Below are 21,703 nucleotides of genomic sequence, written 5' to 3'. Positions count from 1 at the left end.
AGGTGAATAGATTTAAATAAGGGCTCCAAAAAGGAGGGATTTTGTTCGTGAAAAAAAGGCTTAGCACAATTATGAGTAAGCTAAAATTTCAACAAGGCAAAAGCTTAGGACTATTGTTAGTTATTGTTATTATCCTTATTTTCGCTGGTGGAGTAGGGTTAAGTGTTACCTCATCTAATTCGTTTTGTATAACCTGTCATGAAATGCAGCCAGAACACTTGACTTATAAGGTGACATCCCATGCCCAATTTTCTTGTACCACTTGCCATCTTACACCTGGAGTCGGAAGCTATATCGAAAGTAAAGTCAAAGTCATGGGCTATATTGGTAAGCATATCACCGGAAATTATAAAGGCCCAATTGTTGCATCTGAGCCCATTCCCAATCAAGTTTGCGAAAAGTGCCACTCGACCATGCGGAAAGTGACGGCATCTGGAGACATCAATATCCCGCATGAAAAGCACTTAGAACACGATATCGCCTGTACAGCCTGTCACGGAGGAGTAGCTCACGCCTTTGTAGCGGAGCGGGGGCTGACCACCCAAGAAAATTCAGCTACATGGACATTGGCCAAAGCGGAAGAAGTCAGTAAATTTGACGATACGAAAACAGCGATGGAAGCATGTATGGATTGTCATGAACAAGTGAATCAAGGGCTAAAACCTTGGGAAGAAAATCAAGGTCTTGGGAAAACAGAAGCCCAACGAGTAGCTGAACGCCAAGCATCCGAAAAACAAGCGAAGGATGGAAACGGGGAACTCCCTGGAGCTGTGCAAGCGATAGCGAAGGCTGGAACCAGTGAACTTACGGCTCCTATGCGCTGTGCTCCCTGTCATCTCAAGATCCAAACACCCGTCAATCACGTCGATAAATCTTGGAGTAATACTCATGGAATAACTGCTGCACAAGATATTAAATGGTGTGCTGAATGTCACTCCAGACAACGCGATAGAGTTCTTATAACAGCCCAAACAACGGTTCAAGATTATGCCCGTTCCAACACCTTATGTGCTCCCTGCCATGAAAAACGACCTACGGGACACTTGGAAAATAAACAACAATGGCTGCCGACTCATGGAAATGTCGTGAAAGATAAAGGCGCACAGAACTGTCTCGTCTGTCATGAGACGGAAAAGGCAACCGATCAGAATAACCAAAAGATGCCCGGTGTGAACGCCGTAACCTGTAATACCTGTCACTGGTTTAAAAATGGTAAGGTGGAGACTCCGCAATAGAATTGTATACGAGTTGAAAGAGGGGTCTGTATTATACGGCATTTAGTGAACTAGCACTTGTCACTTAAGTTTAATAAATTGATTAGGCACGAGGGAAATCGGTTTAAGGAAGTAGGGTAAAAGGAGATAGAATGAAAAACCGGCGGATCACAAAAGTGTTTAAGGCGGGTTTGTTCCTTCCTCACACCGGAATATCCCTTGTGCACGTGTCATATCGATTCGATTCATACTGAAAACTCGATTTGTAATGAAGCGTGTTTACAGTGTCATACCCTAATTGAACGGTTACCCCGAGAAATGCTCTTATCATTCCTCATGATTAACATTACCTGAATGGAGTGATCTGTATCGATTGGCACAAGGGAGTAACGAGGAAGATATCACTTGATGTCTAGTAAGTGATGATATGAGTCAGCTTAAGTAAAAATTAGATCCAATAATAAATTATTGCTCGAGATGCCATGAAGAGAACCTTGGACCGGCTTTTATTGAGTAGGAGAGATAAGTATTAATGGAAAATAACAAGTCCTCCTTTGAAAATGAGAAATTGAATAGGGAAAATATCCAAGAAGTTCAAGACATTCAAGGGACTCAGGAAGGTCATAATGGTGAGAAGGAGATATTATTTGATCTCTCGGAAGGCATGGGCGATCAAAACAGCAATTCTGGTCCCCCTCCAAAAGGACCTAAACGTAAAAAACGCTGGATTAAAAGGCTAATGCTTGCCTTAATGTTTAGTTTTCTAGCCTTTGGGGCAATTGGTTTGACGCAATCACCCAGCGCCAGCTTCATTTGTGAGAGCTGCCACGAGATGAAACCTGAAATCGCAACCTGGAAAGCATCAAGTCATTCCCAAATTGCTTGTATCAACTGTCATACTGATATTGGTCCTACTCATTTTTTCCAAACGAAGCACTTTACCAAGAAATATTATTTACCCATCGAAGTTAAAGCACCTGTGGGGAATGAAGTCTGTGAAAATTGTCATTCTCAAAATCGCGCGGTGACTCCACGCGGTGATCTAATTGTACCGCATCAAAAGCATGAGGCAGAGGGCATAGCCTGTACGACTTGTCATATCGGAGTTGCTCATGGTGGAATCGCAGAACGTCAAGAAACGATTGATGGAGATTTTAATCGTTGGGACGAGGTAACCGGAAGACAAAATATGGTTTGGCAATATAAAACCATGAGTATGGAACAGTGTATAATCTGTCACAAAGACCGTGAAGGGCCCCAGGACTGTGAATCTTGCCATAGCAGAATCGTCCCGCCGCCGTCGCATCAGACGGAGGATTGGATAAAAAAAGGGATACATGGTCAGGATGCTTTCAAAAATCTTGATTCTTGTAATGAGTGTCATAGTTATTCGTTAAATTTAGTACGCGTCCAGAACGATGACAAGGTTATTTCTTACGCACGCAGCAATTCGTTTTGTGTTGAATGTCATGCAAAAAAACCTTCGAGTCATAACATAAAACCATTTTTGCATGGAGAAAGGGCCTCCGAGGATCAGAGAGTATGTCTTGTCTGTCATGAAAAAACACCAAATAAGAAAGCGAAGGTAGCGACTAAAACCGTGTGTATCTCCTGCCATAAGAAGGAACATTATATATCTAGATTACATCCTGTACCCATTCAATCGGGGGTAGGCCTTGTAACGAGTTGCTACAAATGCCATTCGAAGAATAACTGTTCGAAGTGCCACAAGTAAGGAGGAAATCGTAATGACGGAACCCATGAACCCGAGTATCAATCAGAACCCAGGATTTATTCCTCAAGTCCAACCTAATCAGGGTCAAAAAAAACCCTATAAAACGATTAAGCTTTGGAAAGAGGTTTTGATCCTTTTAGCTTTTACTTTCGGCATTTTTAGTCTTGGAATATATATTGGCAATACCTATTTCTGGAACCAGTTTGATAAGACCCCTATTCTTGAAAAAGAGTATCAGAGTGCCATGGAGAAGGTAAAGCAGAACCCCGACAGTGCGACGAGCCACGTCGATTTCGGTTGGGCTCTCTTTCAAAAAGGTCAATATAATGAAGCTTTAGCGGAATATAAAAAAGCCACTGAATTAGACGAAAAGAACTTCAAAGCGTATCTTAACTTAGGTATTGCTTATCAACAGGTAGATAAGATTGATATAGCCATCACTACACTCCAAAAGGCAGTCGAACTTGCTCCAAAGTCTTATGAAGCGCATTACTACCTTGGCCTAGCCTATCAGAGTAACGATAAATTAGATCAAGCCTTGGAGGAATTACAACTGGCAGAGAAGCTTCACCCTGGCTCAACGAAGATTATTTATGATATTGGTCAACTCCATGAAAAAATGGGGAGTGTCGATGAAGCCAAAAAAGATTATCAGGATGCCCTTAATTTTGATCCCCAATTTGCATTAGCCCAAGAAGCCTTAAGCCGTCTAGGAGGTGTAAAGTAACATGTCAACGAGTATTATTAATCGTCCTATGAGAAGGCGAAATATGTACTTAATCTTAGTTCTTATTCTGCTCCTTGAGGTGGGGTTATTCACTTGGGCTTTTCTTTCCAAAACAAACATTACGAAAACAGCTACGCAATATTTACCTATAGGCTCAATAATACCGACTTTTCAAGCAAATATTTATGGAGATTTATCCGCTCCCTTAAACAAGCCAATGGCTGTTGCCGTTTCAAATCGTACCATATATATATCCGATACCAATAACCAGAGGATACAGGTTTTTGACTATGAAGGGAAGCCGATTTCCATGTTTGGTGAACCTGGAGAAGGAGAAGGGCAATTTCGCTTTCCTTATGGAATTGCCAGTGATGCTCAAGGTCAACTCTATATCGCTGATCTCTATAACGGGAATATTTCGATTTTTAGTCCAGATGGACAATTTATTAAGTATTTCGGAGAAAAAGGAGAATTTAAAGGTCCGGGTGGGTTAGCGATTGATGGTGATAAACTTTATGTCAGTGATGTTCAAAGTAGTGAAATTAAAGTCTTTTCCCTTGATGGGACAAAACTGCTGAGTTTTGGGAAAAAAGGTGCAGGCGATGGTGAGTTGAATTCACCCAATGCCCTTGTGCATGCTGGGAATAAGATCTACGTTTCGGATACAGGAAACGATCGGATTCAAGTTTTTGACGAACAGGGTAATTTTCTTCTCAAGGCCTCAAGCCTACTCTCTAATCCTCGTGGGATCAGCGTAGATCCGCAGGGCAACATCTATGTAGTCAGTAACTTAACCAATAAGGTTGTGGTTTTCAAACCTAATGGCGAAAAGTTAACGACGATTGGACAAATGGGATCAGATGATGGACAATTTAGGTTTCCGAATGGTTTAACTCGAGATAACCAGGGCCGGTTGTATATAACCGATGTGGGGAATACCCGGACTGCAATCTTTCAATAATGCGTTTTAAGGTCAGCTCTATTCATGATCTCTAGTATCACTTTTCCCTATGGGAGTTACCGCCAATTGGTTTTGAACATCCCTCGGCAGGTCTCCAAATCTATAAAAAAGGAGGGAGTAAAACAGCTATTAGAACATAAAGAACTAGGGATGTTTGACAATCGGAAGGAGGAAATATAGAATGCGTAAATTTGGCTTATTAGCCACTCTTACATTAGCAGTCACATTGGGTTTTGCATCGACTGCATTCGCAGCAGCAACGGTTGCTCCAGATTTTACTGGCATTGATGCACAAACCTTAACAACGAATGGTCTAGGGGTTGGAGATGCCGCTGTGTATAACGCAGATGGAACCATATCCTTAGATGCAGATGGAAACCCAGTAACTACTGTAACTGGTCAAAACTACCGCATGACACCTGATGCTGATGGCAAAACAGGTGGAAATAGTGGAACTGGGTTTGATAGCCCGGATAACCTTAACGAACCAATTAAGTATGACAGCACAAATAACAAAGTAATTCACAGCGCTTATAGCAAAACCTCTGATGCTTGTGCTTCTTGTCACGCAATCCACACCTCGGTTAATACTACTGGTGCATTGTTACAATGGGAAGACCCTCAGACCGCATGTTGGGCTTGCCATGATGGTACAGTAGCAGCTACTTATGACGTCGTTAACGGTACTCACGCTGCTGGTTCTCAGGTGAACTCCGGTGGACTTTTCGGAACAGGTTCGGAAGCAGCTACAGAAGGCCTTTCAAACCATGGTATGTCTCCGAAGGAAACAGCTTTTGTAACAACCGCAGCTGCACCCGGTGGTGCTGAAGACTTCGCTAGTGCAACTGGCAACAAAGATATAAATGGAGACTGGAATACTGAATTTACTTGTATCGCTTGCCATGATCCTCATGGAACCTATGGTAATGCTCGTATTCTCAATCCTGATGTCAACGGAGTTGCTTCTGCAGCTTTTACAGCATTGAAAACAACTCCTGATACGCTCACAGCTACTGATGCAACTAATACAGTGTTCAAAGCTTCCAAAGGCAACTGGATGAGTGGCCGTAATAATGAGCCTGTTGTTAAAGTCGCTGGTGTGACGAAAAAAGAGAATACTGATTTTACAGTTCAATACAAAGATGGGACTGTTACATTCACAGGACCTCAAACTGGTACAGTTACAGCCGCCTATAAACCGGCTCTAGTTGTTGAAATGACGGTTGCTGCTAAGTTAACCGCAGCTGAAACCGTTAAATATGAAAATGGTATCAACCAATTCTGCGGTGCTTGCCATACTGACTACAACAACGTAAATAAAACTGATTCAGCCTCATACGGGACTGGTGGAGCTTATGATGAACTCCTTGGAGATTATCGTAAAGCTTATCGTCACTCCGTTGGCTTTACGCGCACTGCTACCACTGCCGATCCTAACTTTACTGATGCTAATTCCTTGATCTCTACTTATGCTGGACTCAAATTTGATACCTCTAATCCGAAGGCACCTGGCGCTATTGCTCCTACAGTTGACTGCTTAACCTGTCACTATGCTCATGGAACTAGTGATAAGTTTATTGAAACTTCTCTGAGTCAACTCGGACAAGGTACAACCTTTGCGGGCACCAATGCTGCAGGCGACAAGATCCTCCAAACTTACGATACTACCCGTACAACAGCTCTTAAACGCTTACCTAACATGGGCGTTTGCCAAGTTTGCCATAACAAAGAAGGTAAATCTCCAGTCCTTGGAATTAACCTAGCTACAGCAACGTATTCCGCTGCAGCTCCACAAGAGGTTAAACAGGCAGCTTCTCTTGCTAAAGACTTTACGTTATCTAGTGGTACAGAAGTTACAGGATTAACAACATCACTCAGCTTGGCAAAACTTGATGGTACAGCAGTTAACTTCAGCGATCTGTTTGATAGTACTGCTGGTACATTTAAAATCTCAGCAAGAACTAGTGCAGAGAACTTCGCAGACGTTGTAACTGCAACACCTACTACTTCTACTGTTAATGTTAGTTCTGCAGTTACAGTTAATTCTAGCGTAGATCAAATTACAAGACTCAGTGCCAAAGTGCTGAGCGGTGCAACAGTTGGTGAAATTTATCAAGTTACTGAAGTAGTTACAAATGCTTCAGGAGCTGTTGTTGCAAGCAATACCGCTTACTTCAAAGTCATTGCAAAATAAACGTATACAAGTGTGAGGATAGATCAATATAATACGTGAAAAGTAGCAATAAACCATAGTTTTGAAGTTTGCCACAACCAGACGGGTATAGCTTCTAGATGATAAAAAAAGAACTAGCTAAAACGTTCAGCTAGTCCAAGTAATGAATTAGGATTTACCTAAATCGATCAGCCTTATAGAGGTACTCGCGGTGCCTTTATAAGGCTTCCCTTTTATTATAAGCAATTTTATTCAAAATGTTAACATATTTCGGCAGATAAGCTAAAAATTAGCCTGAATGTACAAATGGTGATTTTGAGAATTGCTTATTAAGTGCTCTTAAGGGCTGCCTCCGTAGAATTCGTAGTGGTAAGTTCTTCAAGACTACATAAGTAGAAAATATAGTGTACAAAGGGATAATTTGTATTATCCCTTTGGGAATTTTTAAAGTATTCTTTTGTATGCTGATATTTAACTTGAAAAAGACGATATTTAAACTGGTAGAAGACTACAGAGGAGGGTGCAAGGATGGACTTATAAGCGAATTGGTTGTAGACATAATCCTAAAACGAGGAGGGGGAAAAAAGTGCATTTATTGAATTTTAAGAATAGAAGCAAGTTTGCAATATTATCTATTTTTATTCTGACATTGTGTTTTACGTTCTTAACTAAAACTGTTTATGCAGAAGACAGACCGGTACATACTTCTATTACAGTGAATCCTGCTAACCAGAGCAGTACAAACGTACTTACAATTTCTTTAACAGCGGATTATAATGCTGAAGAATATTCCGATGCTACGATTCATTATCAATGGGGTAGTGATATTGAGAAAACGGCGCTGAATAGTGTTACCTTTGATGCTATTTCTGGACATAATGTTTTAACATTTTGGAGTACAGTATATGATAAACATGGGAAACCAATAAATGAAAAAAAACAAAAATGTGATTTTTATGTGGATACAATTGCGCCAGGGCTTACCTTAGTAATTCCTGTTCAGGGTTTCCTTATCAATCAAGATTCAATCATTATTAGTGGAACGGCAGAGAATTCAACAACGGTCCAGATTAATAATGAACCAGCGTTCAGTGGGGTGGGTGAATTTAGCCAAACAGTTCCCTTAGTTCCTGGTCTTAATACAATAACAGTATCTGATACTGACAATTCAACTAAACCACCAACAGTAACGATTATTACTCGTACCGGTTTTTATGATAATTTACCACCTGTTATCACTCTAAACGGAGAGGATCCTTTAGTGGTACAGGTAGGAGGCAACTTCAGTGATCCTGGAGCAACCGCAAGTGATAACTATGATCAAAACGTTACAATAATTGCAAGCGGAAGCGTCGATACGAATACGGTTGGAACCTATACGATTACTTACAGTGCAGCAGATATTAGCGGTAACCAAACCACTAAGACGAGAACGGTTGAGGTAGTGGATAACGAAGCCCCTGTTATCACTCTAAACGGAGAGGATCCTTTAGTGGTACAGGTAGGCAGCAACTTCAGTGATCCTGGAGCAACCGCAAGTGATAACTATGATCAGAACGTTACAGTAATTGCAAGCGGAAGCGTCGATACGAATACGGTTGGAACCTATACGATTACTTACAGTGCAGAAGATGTCAGTGGTAACAAAACCACTAAGACGAGAACGGTTAAGGTAGTGGATAGCGAAGCCCCTGTTATCACTCTAAACGGAGAGGATCCTTTAGTGGCACAAATAGGCAGCAACTTCAGTGATCCTGGAGCAACCGCAAGTGATAACTATGATCAAAACGTTATAATAATTGCAAGCGGAAGCGTCGATACGAATACGGTTGGAACCTATACGATTACTTACAGTGCAGCAGATATCAGCGGTAACCAAACCACTAAGACAAGAACGGTTGAGGTAGTGGATAACGAAGCCCCTGTTATCACTCTAAACGGAGAGGATCCTTTAGTGGTACAGGTAGGCAGCAACTTCAGTGATCCTGGAGCAACCGCAAGTGATAACTATGATCAAAACGTTACAGTAATTGCAAGCGGAAGCGTCGATATAAACATGGTAGGAAGTTATACGCTAACCTATAGTGCAATTGATTCAAACGGAAATAAGGCTTCATCTGTAACACGGGTTATTAATGTGGTCAATCCCATACCCGTAGGTCCGGAATTGACCATTAGCAGTCCAAGAGAAGGCGAGAATCTTAGTGGAACCCAGGTTACCGTAACTGGAACAGTAGAAGTAGGAGCAAGTCTCAAAATAAACGGGGCAATGATTTATCCCGCTGCCAGCGGTAACTTTTCCAAAGCAATCACCGTGAACCTCGGACAAAATACGATCAAAGTTATCGCAACAGATACGGCAGGTAACGTAACGGAAAAGGACATTCCAGTGATTGCGCCGTATGTGACCGTGACGACGCCAGCAGATAATCTGCTGACCAATCAGGCAACCGTAATGGTAACTGGAAAAGTGCTAGTGGGGACACCGCTCACCATTAACAACACCCCAGTAACACCAGATGCTAGCGGCAATTACAGTTTTCCTTGTACTTTAAACTTAGCCGATGGAACAAACACGATAACGGTAGTGGCGGGAACCACCACAGTAATAAGAAATGTAACAAAAGACACAACTGGACCGATCCTGACCATTAACAGTCCAATAGAAGGGGAGAATCTCAGTGGAACCCAGGTTATAGTAACCGGAACGGTAGAAAAAGGAGCAAGCCTCAAAATAAACGGAGTAACAGTCAATCTCGATACCAGCGGCAACTATATGAAAGCCATGACCTTGAACCTAGGACAAAATATAATCCAGGTCATCGCAACAGATACGGCAGGTAACGTAACGGAAAAGGACATTTCAGTGATCGCCCCGTATGTAACCGTCACGGCCCCAGCAGATAATCTGCTGACCAATCAGGGAACCGTAGTGGTCACCGGAAAAGTTGGCGTGGGAACAGAACTCACCATCAATGACACCATTGTAACACCGGATGCCAGCGGCAATTACAGTTTTTCCAATACCTTAAACTTAGCCGATGGAACAAACACGATAACGGTAGTAGCTGGAACCACCACAGTAATAAGAAATGTAACAAAAGACACAACTGGACCGATCCTGACCATTAACAGTCCAATAGAAGGGGAGAATCTCAGTGGAACCCAGGTTATAGTAACCGGAACGGTAGAAGTAGGAGCAAGCCTCAAAATAAACGGAGCAATGGTTTATCCCGATGGCAGCGGTAACTTCTCGAAAGCAATCACCGTGAACCTCGGACAAATACGATCAAAGTCATTGCAACAGATGCCGCAGGTAACGTAACGGAAAAGGACATTTCAGTCATCGCCCCGTATGTAACCGTGACGGCCCCATCAGATAATCTGCTGACCAATCAGGCAACCGTAGTGGTCACCGGAAAAGTTGCCGCGGGAACAGAAGTCACCATCAATGACACCATTGTAACACCGGATGCCAGTGGCGATTACAGTTATGAATTAGCGCTTAAGGATGGAACCAATACCATCACAGTAAAAGCAGGAACTACCATCGTAACGAGAACTGTTACGCAAGACACAACAGGGGCGCTCCTGACCATTAGTAGTCCCAAAGAGGGCGATAATCTTAGTGGAACCCAGGTTACCATAACTGGATTGGTAGAAGTAGGAGCAAGTCTCAAAATAAACGGAGCAATGGTTTATCCCGATGGCAGCGGTAACTTTTCGAAAGCAATCACCGTGAACCTCGGACAAAATACGATCAAAGTCATTGCAACAGATACGGCAGGTAACGTAACGGAAAAGAACATTTCAGTGATTGCCCCGTATGTAACCGTGACGGTCCCAGCGGATAATCTACTAACCAATCAGGCAACCGTAGTGGTCACCGGAAAAGTTGCCGTGGGAACAGAACTCACCATCAATAATGCCTCCGTGACACCGGATGCCAGTGACAATTACAGTTATGAATTAGCGCTTCAGGATGGAACCAATACCATCACAGTAAAAGCAGGAACTACCATCATAACGAGAACTGTTACACAGGACACAACAGGGGCGCCCCTGACCATTAGTAGTCCTAAAGAGGGCGATAATCTTAGTGGAACCCAGGTTACCGTAACTGGAATGGTAGAAGTAGGAGCAAGTCTCAAAATAAACGGAGCAATGGTTTATCCCGATGGCAGCGGTAACTTCTCGAAAGCAATCACCGTGAACCTCGGACAAAATACGATCAAAGTCATTGCAACAGATGCCGCAGGTAACGTAACGGAAAAGAACATTTCAGTGATTGCCCCGTATGTAACCGTGACGGTCCCAGCGGATAATCTACTAACAAATCAGGGAACCGTAGTGGTCACTGGAAAAGTTGCCGTGGGAACAGAACTCACCATCAATGACACTGTTGTAATACCGGACGCCAGTGGAAACTACAGTTATACCTATACCCTAGCTGATGGAACAAACACAATAACGGTAGTGGCAGGAAGCACAACCGTAACGAGAATGGTTACAAAAGACACAAATGGACCAGACCTGGTTATTAGCAGTCCCAAAGAGGGTGAAAATCTGAGTGGAACCCAGGTTACTGTAAGCGGAACAGTAACAGTAGAAGTAGGAGCAAGTGTCAAAATAAATGGAGTAATGGTTTATCCCGATGGCAGCGGTAACTTTTCGAAAGCAATCACCGTGAACCTCGGACAAAATACGATCAAAGTCATCGCAACGGATGCCGCAGGTAACGTAACGGAAAAGAACATTACAGTGATCGCCCCATATGTAACCGTAACGGCCCCAGCGGATAATCTATTAACCAATCAGGGAACCGTAGTGGTCACCGGAAAAGTGGCTATGGGAACAGCACTCACCATCAATGACATCGTCGTAACACCTGATGCTAGTGGCAATTACAGTTATGAATTAACGCTTCAGGATGGAACAAACACAATAACGGTAGTGGCAGGAACCACCACCGTATTGAGAACGGTTACACAAGACACAACTGCACCATCACTCGTAGTGAGTTCACCTGCTGAAGATACTACAGTTAGCTTAGCCCAGATAACGATAACAGGCCAGTCAGAGGTTGGTAGCATCATAAAAGTTAATAATGTCAGAGTTTACCCAGATGTCAATGGCAATTTCGTCAAAACCATCTCTCTTGTAACGGGTACTAACATAATTACTGTAACTGCAACGGATGCTGCAGGTAATGTTACTACTGTTACCAGAAACATAACATATACAATCTAAATTTAAATACACTTTAAGGGCATCTCAAAAGTAAATCTAAGATGCCCTTTTTTCAATTTCTATCTGCAACTTAATAGCTTAATAAAAGTGTGGAACTATGGGAGTTAGGTGGAGTGGGAAGTGGAAATGGCCAATTTAGTTTTCCGAACGGATTTACTGATGTAAAAACAAACGCAATCAATGCCACTCATATTGAGGCAAGAGATCGAAAGCCTGATCAACAAGCGATAAATGCTGACGGACCCTTAAAGTTAAGAATAGGTGGAGCTTATAATGTAATGCTAGGAGACTATCTTCAAGCTTATCGTTACTCTGTTGGCTTTTATCTTGCAGATCCTAATTCCTTAAATGCTTCTTATCCAGGACTCAAATTTAATACCTCCAATCCTTAGAAAATGCAGCATCTAAGGCATCTTCAGTTGACTATTTATACTGCCACTATGCTCATGGAACCAGTGATGCGTTTATTAAGCTTCCCTGACTCAACTCGGACAAGGTACAGCTTTCTCGGGCACCAATGCTAAAGGAGACACGATTCTCCAAACTTATGATACTTCTCGTACAACGGCTCTCACGCTTACCGAACATGGGCGTTTGCCAAGCTTGCCACAACAAGACGGCCGTAGCTCCTAACTGATAAAAAAGAACTAGCTAAAACGTTCAGCTAGTCCAAGAATTGAGTTAAGATTTACCTAATCATGATGAGCCTTATAGGGGTACTCGCGGTGCCTTTATAAGGCTTTGTCTTTATTATATGCAATTTTGCTCAAATTGTGAAGTTATGATAACAATTAATGGAACATTTAATAGAATCAAGTCTAAATAAATGGGAATATATGTAAAGGGAATCCGCAATTTATAGAGAATTAAATGTATGAAACTTTAAATTAGAAGCGATTAGATTGCTTAAACTAAGTTAAGAAGGTGCTTTATGCTTTGTCGTTATCGAATAATTAATCAAGATATGAAAAATAGAACGAAAAGAAAAATTTACGTAGCGATCTTTGTTTCAATCTTGTTAATTGTGTTAGCTGGCGGAAGGCAGGTCGTTAATAGTATCTTTTCTGGTAAGAAGGCATTGGCAGAGAGCAGTGAATCCCTTGCCAATGCAACTCGACCTCCGCAATTTCTCTATGAATTCAATGGAAGTAATCAAAAATTTAAAAGTCCGCTCGCTGTGACCACCTCAACTGAAGGGAAAATTTTTGTTGCCGATACAGGCCATTCTCAAATTCAAGTTTTAAGCTCAAGGGGAGAGTGGGAAAAAGATTTTGGTAGGGGTAGCCTTGTTTATCCAACGGGACTTGCTTTTTTTGAACAAAAATTATATGTCAGTGATCCTCAAGCACAGAAAATTTTTATCTACCAAGAAAATGGAGAGGAGCTGCCTGCTCTTTTAGAGCATCAAAGGCTAATCCTAAAAGATGGCAAACCGGGTCAATTCATTAGGCCTTCTAATATTCAAGTGAGCTCGGATCACTTATTTTATATTACAGATATAGCGAATCAGTGTGTTGTAGTTCTCGATCAACAAGGAAAAATACTCAGGAGTTTTGGAAGTCCTGGAACTGCCGATGGGCAATTTAATTATCCAAATGCTCTGTTTATCGATAAGGACAATAAAATCTATGTAAGCGACTCGAACAATGCCCGACTTCAGATCTTTAACAGCGAAGGAGAGTTTTTAACTAAGATTACGGGCTCGAATGGAAAACTCGGGGCGATGACTTTACCCCGCGGTGTTGCCGTAAATGACCAAGGACAAATCTATGTTGTTGATGTATTTTCAAATTCGGTACGTGTTTACGATGAGACGGGTTATGAACTCTGGGTCTTAGGTGGAATGGGAAGTAACCAAGGACAATTCAATTTTCCCAATGGAATATGCATAGATAATAAAGGACTTATCTATATAACAGATCGAGAAAATAATCGTATTCAAGTTTTTGGCTATAAATAGATCGTGTTTAACAAGAGGGAGGTCTGGTATCTTGCGTAATGATTGGGATATAAAATATGTACAAAAATCAGTTATTTTAATTTTGAATTTTATAATCCTGGTTGCTTTGATGGTTTATTTTATAACACCAGTTCAGGCCGTAACAGGTAATCCTATTGTTACATCAACAAGTCCAGAAGATCAAAAAGAGCAGGTGGACATTAATTTACCCCTATATATTACGTTTGACCGTGATATGGATGCTTCAACTATGATAAGCTCAAATATAATCGTTAAAGATAGTAAGGGGCAAAGCGTTCCAGCACGTGGTATCCATTATGATCCAACGAGTAAAACAACAGTATTTATACCCCAAATTTCACTCAAACAGGATGAAAGCTACGAAATAACAATTTTAACGGGGATTAAAGATACGACTGGCCTCCCCCTTTTAGCAAACTATGTGAGCTCCTTTAAAACAACACTCTCTTCTGATACCCCTCAACCCCTTATAATAGATACGATTCCCAAGGAATCGATTTCTCAAGTGGGAACTAAAAGAGTTATTTCTGCTCAATTTAATCATGATATGGATCCCAACTCAATTAATACCACGACCTTTACGATGGTAGATGAGAACAATAATCCAGTTACGGCCAAATCGATAACCTATGATGCCTCGAGCCGAATTGCTGCCTTCGTGCCGGCAAGTACCTTAACCACCAATACAAAATATACAGTGACTTTAAAAGGAGCTCCAGATGGTACTGGAGTTAAGGATAGCACTGGAGTAAATCTTACTAAGGATTATGTCTGGTCTTTTACAACTGGAAACACCGAATTTTATGATCCTCACGGAGTCTATATGATCAATTCTAATGCCTGTGCCACCTGTCATCAAACACATAATGCTTTGAATACATCTCTTATAAATAAAACGACGGAAACGGCGTTGTGTTTTACGTGCCATGATGGGACGGGGAGTAATATCAATATTAGTTCCGGAATGCTCGGTTCTTCAAATAATCAGTCCTTTCATCCAATTATGGATACCGGAAATCTCGAAGCAAAACAACTGTTTCAATGCAGTGATTGTCATAACCCACATGGGGATGCAGATCCACTTGGAAATACCTATGAAAAGTTACTCAGAGTTAATGATGGAACAAACACCATTTATCAAGGAAATGAATTCTGCCTTACCTGTCATGGCAAGACCGACCGAAAGTTTACAGATACTTATTATAATAATACTGCCGGAGATCATACGAATCCTATAGCTGCGCATTATGATACAACAAAAACTGCTCTCAATACGCTGACAAAAATCACTTGTACGAAATGTCACACCTCGCATAGTGGAAAGTTTAATCAACTTACTGACCAGCTAGAGGAAAATCTATGCTTAAGCTGCCATGATAACAAGGCGAATTCGCATAGTGGGCAGGGAAATATCCAAGAGGAGTTTTTTGGAAGTCCAACAGTAACGATTGTTTCTAAGCATGATATTACCTCCTCAACTGGAGGAAAAGTCGAATGCTCCAGCTGCCACGGATCCCACACGGTGGGAGTGGCTTCTTTAAATGAAGGAAAAGCGTATTCTGATTTATCTGACCCTCAAAATACTAAAAATGTGTTCACGACGGTTGCGGGAACGCCGAATGCAACAGTCGGCAATATGACGGATTATTGCCTTCGTTGTCATGGCGATAAACCACCAGTCGCAGCTCGATCGGCAACTCAGCTTGTTCCCTTTAGTATACTTTTTCCTCAAACAACCTTTATCAATAGCGGTTGGAATAAAGCAAGCTATACGAGTAGTATCCATGCATCAAACGGAATTACTTGTAATCAATGCCATGAACCTCATGGTTCCTCAAATCCTCGACTGCAAAGTCGGCCTGAAGATACTGCAAGCACAAGCGGAGAATGTTTATCTTGTCACACTAATGTCGGAACATCTTTTAGTCAAAGCTCTCATCATCCAACTCTCGAAATGAGTGGACTACATCAAGATACGGAAACGACTTCATCTAAGCTAAGCACGAATAATCGTCATGCTGAATGTGTTGATTGTCATGATCCGCATAGCGTATCAAGTGGTGCTTTAACTGTTAAGCAAGGAAATAATCTGTGTATAGATTGTCATACTCAATCAACTAACGATTCTGGATTTTCAGCAGAAGTGGGGAGTAAAAACCTGCACACCATTGATAAACATGTAAATGTAGCCTGTAATTCCTGTCATGTAACAGTCCCTCATGGATCTTCAAATCCCAAGTTGCTGTCTACAACTGCGGTTGATAGTAAAAGCAAAATCACTTCTCTTTCAGGAACAACAAATAATTGGATTAAAAATTCATGTAGTACGGTTCCCAACTCAGGGTGTCATGATAATTGATGAATAAATTTTAAAAACTAAAGCCCTTTCTACTGAGAACAGTAAGGCGGCGTATTAATTGTATGATTTTATTGAATAAAATTAAGCCGAATGCATATAAAATCTATTCACAAATCTTGTATCGGATTAAAATAGATAAAATTAAGATTTATAAATTATTTGTTTTATTTGGAGCTATGGCAGTAATATATTATTTTCTCTTTTTCAACCCACCTACTAAATTAACTTCAGAGAGTTTAATTGACTTCTTAAGTCGTCGAAATCCACCAACGTGGTTAGTCCCCTCTCAACCTAATACAGTGATTGATATTGAGCAAACGAAGAAAATTAAGCGGGTAAAATTAGCAGAGTTAAAGAAAAAAGTATATGTAGTTCAACTTGATTTCAAGAATGCTCCGGGAAAAGATGAAAGCTTAAACGAAGAAAGTGATTTAGACGAAGAAAACACGAGTAATAAGTCCTATGGGTATAGGATAAGGAACGATCTTTCCGATGCAGCCAGCACCCTCCTCGAATTTTGGTCGATTACAATCGTGACCGTTCCTAGTCAGGACCCAGCTCAGGATCAGCCTCAGAAAATGATTGTAGGCGAAGGATCACAGCCAATTAATCTCGATGATCGGGTACTTCGTTGGCAGAAGGAAATCGAAACAGCAGCTGAAAAGTATGATATAGAGCCGGCGCTCATCGCTGCGGTAATCGAACAAGAATCCGGTGGTGAGCCTGAAGCCTTAAGCCCAGTCGGTGCAATCGGTTTAATGCAACTGATGCCTTCCACAGCTGAGCTAATGGGGGTTAATCCGTATGATCCCGCCCAAAATATTGATGGGGGAGCCCATTATTTACAACAGCAGCTTGAAAGTTTTGGAAGCGTCCAGACTGCATTAGCCGCCTATAATGCAGGTCCGGGGGAAGCAGAGAACGGGCATTGGATAAAAATACCCGAAACGTTAGACTATGTTCAAAATGTTCCAGTGCTCATCCGTAAGTACGAGCGGCTTTGGCAAGAAAACAGAGAAAAGACTTAACCAATCTCCATTTGCTCAACTGAAATTGATGAACATATTGATACTCCATGAAAAAACCGTAGAGTTTAAGCCTTTTATGGCTAACCCTACGGTTTTAGGTTTTGATTGTTTTTTTGTTCTTCCTCGCTGAAAATTAGTTCAGTTTATTAATCTCAATTTCGGCTTGTTGCAACAGCGATTTAGTTAACGCATAATTATGGGCTCCTTTTGAGGCATCTGAGGTGACATACATGTAATACGTCCGAGCATTGTTAAATTGAGCAACTTTGGGATCTTTTGGATCTAGGGATTGGACTTTCTTTTCCCAAGAATCAAACTTCGGTTTCAGAGTATCGATTTTTTGACTGATTTCCGTTTGACGTTGTTGGATTTTAGATATTGTAGAGGAAGGTTCATAATGGCAGGTGACGCATTTATCCTGTTTAAACATATCTGCAAATTTGGTGTAATCCATCTGCGTTCCTGTTCGGGTGGTTCCAAGTGCGTCATAGGTAACCGTTACACCGGGAACCATGAAATCATGTTTAAGGCCATTTGTTACATGACAATCCGTGCAAGAAAAGGTATCTTTCATAGCGACCCATTTATAAGAGGGTGTAGTAGCTACGATGCCAACTCCGATGCCTTCAATCATTTCTTTTTGTGAGTGATGGACTTCTTTCCCAAGAGTAATCGTACCGCCGGAAGTATGGCAGGTGGTGCATGATTTCCAACCGGGATTGCGGAGTGAAATCATCTCTTCACCTCCAACATTATGGCAGACTAAGCAAGTGATTCCTTCACGCTCATTGGCATATTTTCCACCTTTGAAGAAATCCGTTAATTTTGCACCAGGATCTTTTAATATTGCAATTTCGGAGTGGCAGCTGATACATCCATCTTCATAGTCAAAGCTTGGGTCTTTTTCTTTTTCACTAATTAACGTGGGAAACATTTTAAAATGTTGACTATTCCGGACTTGATCGATGATGCTAGAGACCTTGGTTGTTTGAGTTGAAACTTGCGGAGCGGGCGTTTCTGGCACAGTCACCGTTGGTTTGGACTTACCGCATCCAGAAAGAATGACGAGAGCGGAAAGGGAAACCAAGGCTATAAGCAAGAGCTTCTTTGGTTTCATGAATGACCTTCCTTTCTTAATTATATATTTTGTTTAAATCAGCTCATTTAAATATATTAAGCTCAGCCAATGTTCATGAGCTGAAAAGGACACAATTTAATTTCATAAATAAAAAAATTCACAAATCAGAGGAATAAAAAATTCCTTTTCTTATTACTAATTAATAGCATAAAGAATAGGAAATGTAAATAATTTCCACTATAACAATTATATGTTATAATTGTGTAAATAGTAATTTAATCGATGAGAAGAAAGGAGCTGTTTATTGGATGACCAGGGTGAGGCAGATCCGATTAACACGTAGAAATGTGATAAAAGCAAGCGTTCTCATAGGAGGAGCATTGACGTTAGGAATTATCCCTGGAAAAGTAGCGCATGCAGATACTGAAGACACAAGTAAACCTGACTCTGAGGGAAAAAAACAACTGGGCTTTATGTATGATGAAGGAAAATGTATTTTATGTGGGGCCTGTGCTCAAGCTTGTAAACAAACGAATCAATGGGAGGAGGGCGTTAAGTGGCGTAAGCTGATTATTGGGGATCAGCACAATTTATCAATGAGCTGTAATCATTGTGAAAAGCCGGCTTGCGTCTCGGTTTGTCCTGTTGGGGCATATAAGAAACGCGAAAAGGATGGAATTGTAATCCATAACAAGAAGCGTTGTGTCGGTTGTAAATACTGTTTATACGCTTGTCCTTATCATGCGCCACAATTTGGTGAGGAATCCGGAGCAATCAGTAAGTGTCATTTTTGTTATAATCTTCAGGACCAAGGGGAAAAACCCGCTTGTGTAAGAGCTTGCCCTGTGAATGCACTCCAGTATGGAGAACTGAGTGAACTCCTGAAAACTCCAGGAGCTGTTCGTGGACAGTTAGAAGGGCTGCCTTCTCCGACAATGACTGCGCCATGTTTGGTTATCATTCCAAAAAATGCCGTAAAATAAGGGAATGGAATGATCTCTTGCGTACAGTAAAAAAGAAGGGCTACTTAGGGTGAGATTTCTCGAATTCATCCTGGGTAGCCCTTTAAATATATAAATTAGTTTTCACAAATATTGTAATATTCAGACAAATAAAATAAAATAGAGCTGGTTAGAACTTTTTTACATAATAGTTAATGCAGCAGATGATTTTGTTTATATCCTTATTTATACATAGCTCTGATCTCAGACTTGTAAAGACAAACTTGAGAAGCGTGATGCTTAGTGTATGGGGGGATATGAATGCCCGGTGAAATTCTATTAACCTCACCGCAGAGAGAATTTACAGTTTTGCTAGACAAAGTAAAAAAGGAATTTGATCTGAATATTATTGTGCGTGAAACAACATTTGAGGATGCTGTTCACGTCGCACGGAATATGATATCCCAAAATCCCGATCGACTTGCGTTAATCGCTAGCGGTGGTGCAACGTTAAAACTTCTGCGCCAAGATTTTGGCTCTCTACCTTGGGTTAATATCTACCCAACGGAGTACGATTTAGCGTTAGCTCTAGAACAAGCGAAGAAATTGCGATGCAAAATAGGCGTGTTTTTTGCTGAGCAAGAGAAAATATGGATTATCAATACGATTGCGAGTGTTCTAGGATTTCCGGTTAATGTTTATGTCTATCGCGATTGGTTAGAGCTTCTCACTCAAATCGAGAAGGCACGTCATGATCGGATAGAGTTAGTTATCGGAGCCGGAGAAAAGATCGCCGCGGTCGTTGAGCAAAATGGTATGCAATATATTTCCGTTATGGGTGGAGAAAATACGATAAGGGCCGCACTAGGACGAGCTAAAGCTATTTTAGAAGCTAAACGGCGTGAAAAAACAGTTTTTGAATATATGAAAGAAGTAACCAATTCTTCGAATCAAGGAATTATTGCGATCAATGAGAAGCGAGTTTTTACGGTCTTTAATACAGTCGCTGCGCGATTCTTTGGACTGAAGGAAAAAGAGGTCATGGGTCATTCGCTGGCAGATATAAGCCATTGCCGAGACCTTATAAAATTGTTTGAAAGTCCCTATAAAAAGCTCGGTTATGTTATGCAGACGTCGAAGGGAGCCATTACGGTTAATCGAACACCGCACTATGATAACCAAAATTTAATGGATGTTTTTATAACATTTAAAGAAATTAAGAACACTCGAGAAGACGGTAAATTTAATCGAGAAGTTTTAGAAAAAGGCTTTGCTGCAAAATATTGTTTTGAAGATATTATCCACGACAGCCCAAAGATGGATCGAGTGATAGCTAAAGCTAAAAAGTATGCAAATACGGATAGTGTTGTGCTTATTCGAGGGGAAAGCGGCACAGGGAAAGAATTGTTGGCGCAAAGTCTGCATAACGGGCATCAATTAAGGAGCAAGAAGCCTTTTGTTGCTGTCAATTGTGCATCTTTAGAAGATAGTTTATTAAGAAGTGAGCTCTTTGGATATACTGAAGGATCTTTTACTGGAGCACTAAAAGGGGGGAAACCGGGATTATTTGAACTGGCCCAAGGAGGGACTCTATTTCTAGATGAAATAGGAAAGATGAAAATCGAACTACAGGGGAGTTTGCTTAGGGTTCTTCAGGAAAAGGAAGTTCTACGGATCGGGAGTGATCGAGTGATCCCGATAGATGTTCGGATCATCGCAGCTTCGAATGAAGATTTAGAGAGTTTAGTGCGAAAAGGTGCTTTCCGAGAAGATCTTTATTTTCGCTTAAATGTTTTGCAATTGAATTTGCCCCCTTTAAGAGAAAGAAAAGAAGATATTCCTGCTCTTGTTCATTTTTTATTACAAAAACTAAACCAAAAGTATGCAAGGCCAAGTTATACATTGCCTCAACCTATCCTGGATAAAATTTCGGCCTTAGAGTGGCAGGGGAATGTTAGACAGCTTGAGAATTTTCTCGAGAGATGCACTATTCTCTCAGAAAATGAAAGGGACTGGTTAGATCTTGTTAGTGAGTTGTTAGAAGAAGAATTGCACATCAACGTTTTAGATAAGGATGATCATAAGCAAGCTGAGGATAGAATTTATGTGAGCATGAGTACTCTGGAGGAAATGAATGCAGAGATTATTCAAAGAATACGAGAAAAAACACGAATCAGTAATACAGAACTTGCGTTAAAATTGGGGATTAGTCGTCCTACTTTACTTAAAGTCTTAAATCGAATGCAATAGTTTCAT

The 21,703-nt window shown here is 41.0% G+C and carries 15 protein-coding genes; 13 read left to right on the top strand and 2 right to left on the bottom strand.

From position 1 onward, the window contains the following. The first annotated feature begins 47 nt into the window (after positions 1–47). The 4 genes from DESME_RS08770 (at position 48) to DESME_RS08755 (ending at position 4,637) form a co-directional block, all read left to right on the top strand. Positions 48–1,235 carry a NapC/NirT family cytochrome c gene (locus DESME_RS08770; RefSeq protein ID WP_006718290.1) on the top strand — a complete coding sequence of 396 codons (1,188 nt, stop codon included), beginning with the start codon at positions 48–50 and terminating at the stop codon, positions 1,233–1,235. A gap of 511 nt (positions 1,236–1,746) precedes the next feature. After that, positions 1,747–2,949: a hypothetical protein gene (locus DESME_RS08765; RefSeq protein WP_006718288.1), complete on the top strand. Its 1,203-nt coding sequence runs from the start codon at positions 1,747–1,749 to the stop codon at positions 2,947–2,949. Between the two features lie 13 nt (positions 2,950–2,962). Next, positions 2,963–3,676 (top strand): tetratricopeptide repeat protein, encoded by a 714-nt coding sequence (locus DESME_RS08760; RefSeq protein ID WP_006718286.1) that lies wholly within the window; start codon positions 2,963–2,965, stop codon positions 3,674–3,676. 1 nt (position 3,677) lies between these two features. Then, positions 3,678–4,637 carry an NHL repeat-containing protein gene (locus DESME_RS08755; protein ID WP_006718284.1) on the top strand — a complete coding sequence of 320 codons (960 nt, stop codon included), beginning with the start codon at positions 3,678–3,680 and terminating at the stop codon, positions 4,635–4,637. A gap of 144 nt (positions 4,638–4,781) precedes the next feature. On the opposite strand, the gene DESME_RS16275 is transcribed toward DESME_RS08755, so the two are convergent. After that, complete coding sequence (locus tag DESME_RS16275) at positions 4,782–4,922, bottom strand: hypothetical protein (protein WP_242837463.1); 141 nt, start codon at positions 4,920–4,922, stop codon at positions 4,782–4,784. A 316-nt stretch (positions 4,923–5,238) separates the two neighbouring features. On the opposite strand from DESME_RS16275, the gene DESME_RS08750 reads away from it, so the two are divergent. The 7 genes from DESME_RS08750 to DESME_RS16385 all read left to right on the top strand — a co-directional run bounded on the left by DESME_RS08750 (position 5,239) and on the right by DESME_RS16385 (position 17,428). Then, positions 5,239–6,831 (top strand): hypothetical protein, encoded by a 1,593-nt coding sequence (locus DESME_RS08750; protein WP_486598900.1) that lies wholly within the window; start codon positions 5,239–5,241, stop codon positions 6,829–6,831. A 565-nt stretch (positions 6,832–7,396) separates the two neighbouring features. Further along, the gene (locus tag DESME_RS15385) at positions 7,397–10,135 is read left to right on the top strand and encodes an immunoglobulin-like domain-containing protein (protein WP_025248739.1); all 2,739 of its coding nucleotides are present in this window, start codon (positions 7,397–7,399) and stop codon (positions 10,133–10,135) included. A 38-nt stretch (positions 10,136–10,173) separates the two neighbouring features. After that, positions 10,174–12,060, top strand: a complete 1,887-nt coding sequence (locus DESME_RS08735; protein ID WP_025248738.1) for a hypothetical protein — start codon at positions 10,174–10,176, stop codon at positions 12,058–12,060. 113 nt (positions 12,061–12,173) lie between these two features. Then, a complete protein-coding gene (locus tag DESME_RS08730; protein ID WP_006718764.1) occupies positions 12,174–12,452 on the top strand; it encodes a hypothetical protein in 279 nt (92 codons plus the stop codon). A gap of 632 nt (positions 12,453–13,084) precedes the next feature. Further along, on the top strand, positions 13,085–14,020 hold the full coding sequence (locus tag DESME_RS08725) for an NHL repeat-containing protein (RefSeq protein WP_242837448.1): 936 nt from the start codon (positions 13,085–13,087) through the stop codon (positions 14,018–14,020). A gap of 31 nt (positions 14,021–14,051) precedes the next feature. Continuing rightward, positions 14,052–16,400, top strand: a complete 2,349-nt coding sequence (locus DESME_RS08720) for a cytochrome c3 family protein (protein ID WP_006718768.1) — start codon at positions 14,052–14,054, stop codon at positions 16,398–16,400. Between the two features lie 71 nt (positions 16,401–16,471). Continuing rightward, positions 16,472–17,428: a lytic transglycosylase domain-containing protein gene (locus DESME_RS16385; protein ID WP_282432807.1), complete on the top strand. Its 957-nt coding sequence runs from the start codon at positions 16,472–16,474 to the stop codon at positions 17,426–17,428. 133 nt (positions 17,429–17,561) lie between these two features. Here the strand turns inward: DESME_RS16385 and DESME_RS08710 are convergent, their stop codons facing one another. Then, positions 17,562–18,545 carry a hypothetical protein gene (locus DESME_RS08710; protein ID WP_006718772.1) on the bottom strand — a complete coding sequence of 328 codons (984 nt, stop codon included), beginning with the start codon at positions 18,543–18,545 and terminating at the stop codon, positions 17,562–17,564. Positions 18,546–18,814: 269 nt separating this feature from the next. Here DESME_RS08710 and DESME_RS08705 point away from each other — a divergent pair, with 269 nt between their 5' ends. Together DESME_RS08705 and DESME_RS08700 are read left to right on the top strand one after the other, a co-directional pair. Continuing rightward, positions 18,815–19,489 (top strand): 4Fe-4S dicluster domain-containing protein, encoded by a 675-nt coding sequence (locus tag DESME_RS08705; RefSeq protein ID WP_006718774.1) that lies wholly within the window; start codon positions 18,815–18,817, stop codon positions 19,487–19,489. Positions 19,490–19,768: 279 nt separating this feature from the next. Then, positions 19,769–21,697 (top strand): sigma-54-dependent Fis family transcriptional regulator, encoded by a 1,929-nt coding sequence (locus DESME_RS08700; protein WP_006718776.1) that lies wholly within the window; start codon positions 19,769–19,771, stop codon positions 21,695–21,697. The last annotated feature ends 6 nt before the right edge of the window (positions 21,698–21,703 follow it).

The organism is Desulfitobacterium metallireducens DSM 15288, assembly GCF_000231405.2.
GTDB classification, from domain to species: domain Bacteria; phylum Bacillota; class Desulfitobacteriia; order Desulfitobacteriales; family Desulfitobacteriaceae; genus Desulfitobacterium_A; species Desulfitobacterium_A metallireducens.
The sequence above is the reverse complement of the archived record's forward strand: the minus strand, read 5'-3'. Positions and strand labels throughout refer to the sequence as shown.